The sequence below is a fragment of the Pseudomonas sp. R43(2017) genome (genome assembly GCF_002112345.1).
Taxonomy (GTDB): Bacteria; Pseudomonadota; Gammaproteobacteria; order Pseudomonadales; family Pseudomonadaceae; genus Aquipseudomonas; species Aquipseudomonas kribbensis.
In genome coordinates this window covers 112,492-123,769 of sequence record NZ_NEHJ01000010.1, presented here as the reverse complement: position 1 = coordinate 123,769, position 11,278 = coordinate 112,492, and the positions used below count along the sequence as shown (strand labels likewise).

The 11,278-nt window shown below is 64.9% G+C and carries 2 protein-coding genes; both read right to left on the bottom strand.

Annotated features, from left to right (window positions below; genetic code table 11):
- Nucleotides 1-7: 7 nt before the first annotated feature.
- Nucleotides 8-7,843 (bottom strand): non-ribosomal peptide synthetase, encoded by a 7,836-nt coding sequence (locus tag CAG02_RS25620; protein WP_085711960.1) that lies wholly within the window; start codon nucleotides 7,841-7,843, stop codon nucleotides 8-10.
- Nucleotides 7,840-11,241, bottom strand: coding sequence for a non-ribosomal peptide synthetase (locus CAG02_RS25615; RefSeq protein ID WP_085711959.1), 3,402 nt, complete (start codon nucleotides 11,239-11,241; stop codon nucleotides 7,840-7,842). The genes CAG02_RS25620 and CAG02_RS25615 overlap by 4 nt, the downstream gene beginning before the upstream one ends.
- Nucleotides 11,242-11,278: the final 37 nt, after the last annotated feature.

Sequence of the window (11,278 nt, the reverse complement as noted above, 5' to 3'; positions counted from 1 at the left end):
TTCCCTCTCAAGAAATCAGTTTTTCCAGATCATCGAGGGATAGACGTTTGAGGGCCTCCAGGGATTTAGCCAATTCATCCTGAACCGGCGACATTTCGACGCGCAGCGCCTCGATCCGGTTGCAGAACGCTTTCAGCGTATCGGCTTCGAACAGCTCCTTGAGCGGAACCTTGTCGCCCAGACGCTCCTTGATCCGGGTCACCACCAGCGTCGCCAGCAACGAATGGCCGCCGAGCTGGAAGAAGTTGTCCGCCAGTCCCACGCGTTCGACTTCCAGCACCTCCTGCCAGACCGTCGCCACTTCCCGTTGCAGGTCCGTCTGCGGCGCTTCGTATTGCTGCTGCGCCGGGCTCGCGCCCAGGGCCATCAGTGCCTTGCGGTCGAGCTTGCCGTTCGGGGTCAACGGCACCGCCTCGATCACATGCAGATACCCGGGCACCATGTGCGCCGGCAAACGACTGGCCAATGCCCCGCGCAGACGTTCGATCAGCGCCGCCGGATCGCTCACCGCTTGCGCCGCCACGACATAACCGTGCAGGAGCTTGCCCGCCGCGCCGTCCTGGGCCAGCACCACCGCTTCGCGAACTTCATCCTGCTCGAGCAAGCGCGCTTCGACCTCGCTGAGTTCGATACGGAAGCCACGGATCTTCACCTGATGGTCGGCACGTCCGAGGTACTCGATGTTGTCATCCGCGCCCTCGCGCACCAGATCGCCCGTGCGGTAAAGCCGCTCGCCGTTGCCGGCATACGGGTTGGGCACGAAGCGCTCGGCGGTCAGGCCCGGTCGCATCAGATAGCCCCGGGTCACGCCGGCACCGCCCAGGTACAGCTCGGCGGCTACGCCGGCCGGCAATACGTTCAGCTGAGTGTCGAGCAGGTACGCCACGGTGTTGGCCAGCGGCCGGCCGATATTGGCCTGACCGTGCGCGGTGCGCAGGGTGAACGTCGAATAGGTCGTGTCCTCCGACGGCCCGTACAGGTCGTAGACCTGCCGGACCGCCGTGGTCGCATACAGGGTGTCCACCAGGCTCTGCTTCAGCGGTTCACCGGCCAGATTGATGGTCGTGACCGACGTTGGAATCTGCCCCGCCCGTTGCAGCGCGGCAATCGCCGACGGCACCGTGTTGATCAGCGTGACCCGTTCGCGGGCCGGCAAGTCCGCCAGGGCCAGCGCGTTGTCCGCCAGCACCATGCAGCCGCCACTGGCCAGGGTGACAAAGATCTCCCACACCGACAGGTCGAAGCAGATCGACGTCGAGGCCAGCACGCCGCGCAATTGTTCCTCGCGATAGACCCCTTGCGACCACTGGATCAACGCCGAGAGGTTGGCGTGGCTGATGGCGACGCCTTTCGGCTTGCCGGTGGAACCGGAGGTGTAGATGACATAGGCCAGGTTCTGCCCGGTGATACCGGCCACCGGCGCGGTGGAAGGATAACCGGCCAGCCACTGCTCGCCCGCCTCCACCAGCACCACCCGGGCACTCAATGTCTCGGGCAGCATCGCCTGCGCCGCCGGCTCGGTCAGCAGCACCGCCGCACGGCTGTCGTCGAGCATGTGCAGCAAACGTTCCTGCGGGTAGTCCGGGTCCAGCGGCACATAGGCGCCACCGGCCTTGAGAATCGCCAGCAGTGCCACCAGCATGTCCGGGGTACGGCGCATGCACACGCCGACCCGCACTTCCGCCCCCACGCCCAGCGCCTGCAGCTTGTGCGCCAGACGATTGGCCCGCTGGTCGAGCGCGCGATAGTCGATCTGCTGTTCGGCATACACCACCGCCGATGCGTCGGGTCGTTGCGCGACACGTTCTTCGATGAACTCCAGCACCGTGCGCGGCGCCAGCGCCGTGACGTCAGCCTTGCCCCAGGCAATCGCTTGCTCACGCTGCGAGTCGTCGAGCAAATGCAACGCGCCCAGCGCTTGCGTGGCGTTGTCGAGGAACTGGCACAGCAGGCGTTCGAGTTGTTGGCTCAGATCGACGATCGTCGCAGCATGGAACAGGGCCTGATCGTAACTGACGCCCAGGCTCAGCTCGCGACCGGTGACCGCCACCAGCGTCAACGGGTAGTTGGTCTGCTCCTGCCGGCGGATCGCCGAGAACACCAGACCGGTGTCCGGCCCCTGTTGCAGGGCTTCGGCCATCGGATAGTTCTCGAACACCAGAATGCTGTCGAACAACGCCCCGGCGCCGAGTCCGGCCCAGCGCTGAATGTCATACAGCGGCGTGTGTTCGTGTTCACGCAGCGCCAGGTTGAGGCCCTGCACGTGCTGCAACCACTGTTCCACCGACAGGTCGGCGGACGGCGCGGCCACCACCGGCAAGGTATTGATGAACAGGCCGATCTGCTGCTCGACGCCGGGCAAATCGGTCGGGCGACCGGCGACGGTGGCCCCGAAGGCCACGTGATCCTGACCGGTATAACGCTGCAACAGCACCAGCCACGCCGCTTGCACCAGGGTGTTGAAGGTGACTTTCTGCTCCCGTGCGAAGCGGTTCAGATCCGCTGTCAGTTGCTCGCTGAACACATGTTGGTGATCGGCATAACCGCCTGCGCCAGCCAGCGGCGCAGGCACGGCACTGGCCAATCGCGTCGGCTCTTCAAGCTCGGCCAGCGCCTGTTTCCAGAACGCCTGACTGGCCGGCTGATCACGCTGGCCCAGCCATTCGATGTAATCGCGGTAACGCCCCTGAGCACTGGCCGGGGTCATGCCCGCGTAACGCTGCAACACCTCGCCGAACAACTGCGAAGTACTCCAGCCATCCATCAGGATGTGGTGACAGGTGTAGATCAGGTGATGCGTCGACTCGTCCGTACGCACCAGGGCCACCCGCAACAGCGGCGCATCGGTCAGCTCGAAACCGTTGGCCAGATCGTCACCGGCCAGTTGCTCCAGTGCGCTGTCGAGATCGTTGCGGCCACGCCAGTCCTGCACGCTCCATGGCATCTGCACGTTCTGGCGAACCACTTGCACCGCCGCAGCGGCATCGCCCGGCCAGACAAACGCCGTACGCAGAATGTCGTGGGCGTCGAGGGTCTGCTGCCAGGCCTGACGGAAGCGCTCGATCTGCAGATGCTGCACGTCGACCCGCAACTGATTGGTGTATGCCGGACTGTCGGGATCGTTGAGGCTGTGGAACAGAATGCCCTGCTGCATCGGCGACAACGGATACAGGTCGCTGATGTCCCGGGCCGGGATCGGCAGTGCCGAAAGTTGCGCCTGAGTCAGGGTCGCCAGACTGAAATCCGACGGTGTGACGCCAGCGTGGCTGCTGTCACAGCAGTGCTCGATCAGGCGCTCCAGCTCGATCCGGTAAGCGTCGGCCAGCGCCTGCATCGTTTCGACGCGGTACATGTCTGCACCGAAAGTCCAGGTCAGTTCCAGCTCGCCGCCATACACCTGACCGTCAATGCTCAGCCAGTTGCCCAATGGCGCTGCGGCGTCCTGATTGGCCCCGGTGCTGTCACCGGACGGCACGAACAGCGCACCCTCGGCGGCACTGAAATCGCCGTCGAACTGCCCCAGGTAGTTGAACGTCACCCGTGGCGGCGCCAGGGAACGCAGCTCGGTCGAGTCACTCAAGTAACGCAGCACACCGTAGCCGATGCCTTTGCCCGGCACAGCGCGCAGTTGCTCCTTGATCGCGCACAAGGATTCGCCCGGCGTCGCCTGTGGCGTCAGGCGTACCGGGAACAGGCTGCTGAACCAGCCCACGGTACGGCTCAGATCGAGATCGTCGAACAGGTCTTCGCGACCATGCCCCTCCAGCTGGATCAGCACCGACGGCTGCCGGCTCCAGTCGCACAACACCCGCGCCAGCGCAGTGAGCAACAGATCATTGATCTGCGTGCGATAGGCCGCCGGTGCCACCTTGAGCAATTTTTGAGTCAGCGCCTGGCTCAGGCGCGAGCTGACGCGTTGCGCCTGCTCCTGAGTCTGCACATCTTGTGCAAAGTCCCGTGGCAACTCGGCGTCGCCGTCGCTCAGGGTTTTCAGCCAGTACGCGCGCTCCGCGTTCAGCGCTTCACTCTGCCCGTAACGATGCAGATGCTCGGCCCAGTTCTGCAGCGAGCTGCTCTTGCCCGGCCACACCAGCGGTTGGCCGGCGGCCAGCGCGGTGTAAGCGGATTGCAGATCCTCCAGCAGGATGCGCCAGGACACGCCATCGACCACCAGGTGATGGATCACCAGCAACAAGCGTTGCTCACCGCCCGGCAGATTCGCCAGCACCGCACGCAGCAATCGACCTTGTTGCAGATCCAGGCTGCGCTGCGCCAGATCCGCCAGCTCGGTCAGTTGCTCCGGGTTATCCAGCTCGCGCACCCACAACAGCTCCGGGTCGCGTTGAGTCTGGAAGGTGGCCTGCCACACATCGCCCGACGCCTGGAAATTCAAGGTCAGCGCATCATGCTGCTCGACCACGGCCGTCAGGGCGGCTTGCAAATGCCCGGCATCGAGCGGCACCTGCGGTTGCAGCATCAGCGACTGGTTCCAGTGCTCGCGCCGGGCAATCGGGGTTTCAAAGAAGCGTGCCTGAATCGGCAACAAGGCCAGTTGCCCGCCGACTTTCTTCGGCGCTGCCGCGACAGGTTTGGCTTCGATCAGTTTGGCCACCGCTGCCAATTGGCCGACGGTCTGTTTCTCAAACAGTTGCTTGGGGCTCAACTTGATGCCCTGACGCTTGGCCCGGGCAATGATTTGCAGGCTGAGGATCGAGTCCCCGCCCAATTCGAAGAAGTTGTCGGTGCTGCCCACGCGCTCCAGCTTGAGCACGTCGGCCCAGATTGCCGCGAGCTTTTCCTCGACCTCGCCCACCGGCGCAACATAACGCTGCGTCACCACACCCGGCACCGGCAAGGCGCGCTTGTCCAGTTTGCCGTTGGCCGTCAGCGGCAATTGCTCCAGCACGACAATCTGCGCCGGCACCATGTAATCCGGCAGACAGGCCTGCAGTTGTTCGCGCAGGTTTTCGGGCTTCAACGCTGCACCCGCCGCCGGCACGCACCAGGCCACCAGTTGCAGGCGCGTCGCGTCGTCATCCAGCGCCAGTGCAAGCACCGCCGCTTCGCTGACACCGTCCAGACCGAGCAGCACCCGGGCGACTTCCGCCGGCTCCACCCGATAGCCGCGCACCTTGACCTGATCGTCGGCGCGACCGATGAATTCCACTGCCTGCCGGCGATTGCGGCGCACCCGGTCGCCACTGCGATACACCCGCGCACCGGCCGGCCCGAACGGATCAGGCACGAAACGCTCGGCCGTCAGCCCCGGTTGACCGAGATAGCCGAGGGCAACACTGTCGCCGCCGATGTACAGCTCGCCCGCAACCTGATCGGCCACGCTGTTGAGCACATCGTCGAGCACATACACATGAGCCCCGGCCAGCGCCGTGCCGACCGGCACGCTGCGCACACCGGTTTCCAGCGAGCCGACTTCATGGGCCAGCACGCCCACAGTGGTTTCACTCGGGCCGTAGTGGTTGATGATCCGGCAGCCCGGCTTGAGTTGCCGCACGCGCTCCACCAGCGCCGGCGAACAGGCTTCGCCGCCGACGATCAGCGCCTGCTCCGGCAGCACGTCGGCTGCGCGAGATGCCTGCAGCAACGCGGCCAGATGCCCCGGTACGATCTTCAGCATGCCCACCCGATGGCTGGCCATGTACTCGGCGAAACGATCCGGATCGAAGCCCAGTTCTTCCGGCAACACATGCAGCAAGCGGCCGGAACACAACGCGCCGAACAGCACGGTGAAACCCAGGTCCGCCGCAATGGTGGAGACCAGCGCCATGCTGGTGTCCGGTGCCGGTTCGAGACGCTCCAGCACCCCGCGCACATAGCTGGCCAACGCACCGTGATTGACCAGCACGCCCTTGGGCTGGCCGGTGGAGCCGGAGGTGTGAATCACATAGGCCGGGGATTGAGCCGACAACGCGCAGACCGGGGCCGTCACTGGCTGCTGTTGCCATTGCGTCGCATCGAACGCCAGCCCCTGACAACCGGCGACCGCCAGTTCCGAAACCCGCAAATCCCCCTCGGCACACACCACTGCCCGAGCCTTGGCAGCGCCGAGCATCTGCTGCAAGCGTGCCGTCGGGGCCTTGACGTCCAGCGGCATGTACACCGCGCCGGCCTTGAAGATCGCCAGCACGCAGGTCAACCAGTCGAGCGAACGCTCCATCAACACCGCCACCGGTTGACCGACAACTGCGCCTTGGGCCAGCAGATGATGCGCAAGACGATTGGCAGCCTGATCCAGTGCCTGAAAACTCAGCCCGCCGTTCAGGTCACGGGCGGCCATTGCCTGCGGCTGGCGCGCAACTTCGCGCGCCCAGTGCTGCAACACCGACGGTGCCGCTTCACGCGGTGCCGCGAGAGCGCTCGGCAACGCGGTCGCCACGGTGTGCAATGGCGCTTGCGGCGCCTTCAGCAGTGCGCCGAACAACCCGAGCAAGGCCGGGACGAAACCTTCGACGGTCGCGTGCCGATAGAGGTCGCTGGCGTAGGTCATCTGCCCGTGGATCAGCGTGCCATCGTCGGTGATGTCCAGCGCCAGATCGAAGTGGGTGCCGTCCTTGTCCAGCGGGTATTCCGCCACGCTCAGGCCCGGCAGCGCCATCGAGCGTTGTTTCTGCATGCCGACGTTCTGGTTGAACTTGGCCTGGAACAACGGGTTATGTCCCAGGGTGCGTTCGGCGATCAGTTCGTCCACCAGTTGTTCGAACGGCAGCTCCTGATGAGCCTGGGCGCCAAACGATGCCTCGCGCACCCGCGCCAGCAGGTCCTCGAAACTGCCCCGCTCGTCCACCTCGCAGCGCAGCACCTGGGTGTTGACGAAGAAACCGATCAGCCCCTCGACTTCGGCGCGGCTACGGTTGGCATTGGGCACGCCGACGCGGATGTCACGCTCCCCGGCCTGACGCGACAGGAACAGCGAAAAACCGGCGAGCACCAGCATGAACAGACTGATGCCTTGCGCACGGGCGAAGCCGTTGAGCTGACGCGACAGGTCCGCGCCGAAATCGAAGCTCAGGGTCCGGCCTTCAAAGCTTTGAGTCAGCGGCCGGGCGAAGTCCGGGGCGACTTCCAGCAGCGGATGTTCCTCGCCCAGTTGCCCGCGCCAGTAATCGAGCTGGCGTTCGCCCTCGCCCGCTTCCAGCCAGCGCCGCTGCCAGATGGCGTAGTCGGCGTATTGCAAGGCCAGTTCCGGCAAATGCGGCTCGCGTTCCAGGCTGAACGCCTGGTAGCACTGCACGAATTCCTTGACCATCACGTCCATCGACCAGCCGTCGGAGACGATGTGGTGCATGCTCACCACCAGCACGAACTCATCGTCGGCCAGGCAAAACAGACTGGCGCGCAACAGCGGACCATGACGCAGATCGAACGGCTGCGCCGTCACCTTCTGCACTTGCTCGGCCAGCGCCTGCTCACGCTCCTGCGCGGCAACACCGGTCAAATCGATGCGTTCCAGCGCGACGCCCTGGGATTCGAGAATCACCTGATGCGGCTGGTCACCGTCGGTGCGAAACACCGTGCGCAGTACTTCATGACGCGCCATCAGGTGATCCAGCGAGCGGGTCAGCGCCGACTCGTCCAGCCGCCCTTTCAGGCGCAGGCCGGCCGCCATGTTGTATGCGGCGCTCTGCGGTTCGAGCTGCCAGAGAAACAGCAGACGCTGCTGGGCGAACGACAACGGGATCTGCGCACAGTCGTGACGACTGACCGGCAGCGGCAACAGGCTGAAGTCCTTGCCTTCCTCGCGCAGTTTGGCCAGAAACTGCCGGCGCTGCTCGAGCGGCAAACCGACGAACCTTTTAGCGATGCGTTCCGCCATGCTGCCGCTCATACTTCTTCTCCTTCCAATTCATTCATGAACAGGTCCATGTCGGACCAGTCGTTATCCGTTGCACCCTCGGCCAGCTGTGCCACCGCCTGAGCCAGATCACCGAGCAACGGTTGTTCGAACAGGTTGCGCAGCGGCAACACCACGTTCAGTTGTTTCTTGATGCGGCCGATCACTTGCGCCGCCAGCAGCGAATGGCCGCCGAGTTCGAAGAAGTGATCGTCCAGCCCGACCCGGGGCACTTGCAGGACATCCGCCCAGATCTGCGCCAGGGCTTGTTCGATGTCCGATTGCGGGGCCCGGTAGTCGACCTGCAATTGATCCACGTCCGGCGCCGGCAAGGCCTTGCGGTCGAGCTTGCCGCTCGGGGTCAGCGGCAATTGCGCCAACAGCAGCAGATGGCCCGGCACCATGTAGTCCGGCAGCCTGGCCTGCAGCGCCGTCCTGATCTGCTGACGGAACGCCGACTGCCCCGCCACGCCCTCCAGCACGTCCTGATCGACCACCAGATACGCCACCAATTGCTGGCTGCCGTTCAGCGGCAAGGCCAGCACCACCGCCTCGCGGATGCCCGGGCATTGCTGCAGGCGCGACTCGATCTCGCCCAGCTCGATGCGGAAGCCGCGGATCTTCACCTGATGGTCGACACGACCGACGTATTCCACGGCACCGTCGGGGCGCAAACGGGCACGATCCCCGGTGCGATACAGGCGTTCGCCATGGGCAAACGGATCGGCGATGAAACGTTCGGCGCTCAGCATCGGCTGGCGGTGATAACCCCGCGCCAGGCCCGGGCCGCCGATATACAGCTCGCCCACCGCGCCTTGCGGCAGCAGGTTCAAATCATCGTCCAGCACGTACAGGCGACGGGCGGCCAGGCCATGACCAATCGGAATGCCACGCCACGACACGGCGTCTGCGGTCAGCGTCGAGCAGTCATGGATGGTCGACACCACCGTGGCCTCGGTCGGCCCGTAGGTGTTGAGCAGGCGCACATGACCCAGCCCGGCCTGTTGCCACAGACGCAGACCGTCCACCGCCATTGCCTCGCCGCCCACGTGAATCTGGCGCAGCGCACCGAAATGCGCCGGAGGATTGGCCGCGTATTCCTGCACCAGCCAGTACCAGTACGCCGCCGGCAAATCGGCCAGGGTGATGCCGTGTTCGAGGATGGCTTGATGCAATATCGCGCTGTCCCACAGGCGCGCGTCGCGCAGCACCACACCGGCACCGTGGCACAGCGGCGGGAAGAACTGCTCGACGAAGCCGTCGAAACTGCTGGTCGCGAACTGCAGCACCCGGTCGCCTTCACGCAGGTCGCTGTAGTCGATGGCGCGTTCGATGAACTCGCTCAGCGCGGCGTGACTGATCGCCACGCCTTTGGGCCGGCCGGTCGAACCGGAGGTGTAGATCACGTACGCCAGGTTTTGCGGCGCGACGGTCACCGGCAGATTGTCGCTGGCGCCGCTGTCCGGCAGCGTGTCCAGGCACAGGCTTTCCACGCCGTCGAGGGTTGGCAGAGCGGCCAGTGTCTGGCGGTCGGTCAACAACAGTTTCAGCCCGCTGTCGTCGAGTACATGACGCAGGCGCTCGGGCGGGGTTTGCGGATCCAGCGGCACATAGGCGCCGCCGGCCTTGAGCACGGCGAGCAAGGCGACCGCCAGTTCCAGCGAACGCCCCAGCGCCACGCCGACCAGCACGTCCGGGCCGACACCCCGGGCGCGCAGTTGGTGGGCCAGACGATTGCTGCGTTGATTCAGTTCGGCATAGCTGATCGAAGGCGCCGACTCGTTCGCCAGAACCACCGCCAATGCCTCGGGCGTACGCGCCACCTGGGCTTCGAACAGGGCCTGAATGCTGGGCTGTGGAGGGCTGGTTTCGGCGACCTGAACCAGGCCTTCGCGCTCGGCAACGGCCAGCATCGAAACCTCGCCGATCAATTGCTGCGGATCGCGGCAGACCGACACCAGCACGTTGCGCCAGTGCCCGGCCAGCGCGGCAATGGTGGACGCGTCGAAAATGTCGGTGGCGTATGTAAACGCGGCGAACAGTTGCTCGCCCTCTTCCCGGGTGTCGAGCATCAGGTCGCTGGTGGCCGCATGCTCACGGCCACTGCCGGTCAGTTGTTCTTCGGTCAGGTAACCGACCTGCAGGCCAGCCGTCAGCTGCGCCTGCTGCAAATCGGTCACCAGCGGCTGATGGTTGAACATCACCTGGAACAGCGGGTTGTGACTCTGGCTGCGGGCCGGTTGCAAGGCTTCGATCAGAGCGTCGAACGGCAGGTCCTGATGGGACTGCGCGCCGGCGGCGGCCTGGCGCACGCTCTGCAACAGATCGGCAAAGCGGGTATTGGCAGTGACCACGCTGCGCAGGATCTGCGTATTGACGAAGAAGCCGATCAGGCCTTCGGTTTCGCTGCGGGTACGGTTGGCGATCAGGCCGCCGACGCGGATGTCGGTCTGGCCACTGTAGCGATGCAACAAGGTCTTGAACGCCGCCAGCAAGACCACGAACAGGGTCACCCCCTGACGTTGTGCGAGGTTTTTCAGCTCCTGGCGCAGGTCGGCGTCGATGACCGTTTCCAGACGCGCGCCACGGTGACTGGCCTGGGCCGGATAAGCGCGATCGGTCGGTAATTCCAGCACTGGATGCTCATCACCCAGTTGCGCACGCCAGTAGTCGAGCTGACGTTCGCCCTCGCCCGCCTCCAGCCAGCTGCGTTGCCACAGCGCATAGTCGCGGTAGTGCACGGTGATCGGCGGCAATTGCGGCTCCGTTCCCGCCACCAGCGCTGCGTAGGTGCGCATGAATTCATCGATGAGAATGTTCATCGACCAGCCGTCGGCGATGATGTGGTGCAGCGTCAGCAACAGCACGTGTTCCTGCGCGTCCAGCCGCAGCAGGCGCAGGCTCAGCAACGGCCCGTTCTCCAGATCGAAGGCTTGCGTGGCCTCGGCCATCATGTGCTGCCGGGCCAGCGGCCAGCGCTGGTCCTCGGGCAACACGCTCAGGTCCGTAAGGGTCAATTTGACGGGCTGCGGTTCGGCGACTTTCTGGAAGGCCTGTTCGCCTTCCTGACCGAACGTCGTGCGCAGGCACTCATGCCGCGCCACCAACCGACTGAACGCCTGCTCCAGCGCCTCGGGCTGCAACTCACCGCTCAGGCGCACGGCCATCGGCAGGTTGTAGGCGGCACTTTGCGGGTCCATCTGCCAGAGAAACCACATCCGCTGCTGGGCATAGGACAGGCCGTCGCGCTCGGCAACCCCGATGCAGGCGGTCATGGGCAGCTGCGCAAAATTGATCCCTTCACGGGCCATGCCGGCGAGGAACAAACGGCGTTTGTCCTGAGGCAATTCGATAAAGCGGCGGGCTAGTTTCTGTGCGTCTGCGGCATTCATGCATTGGGTCCTTGCTGATCGGCGGCGTGACCAGGAG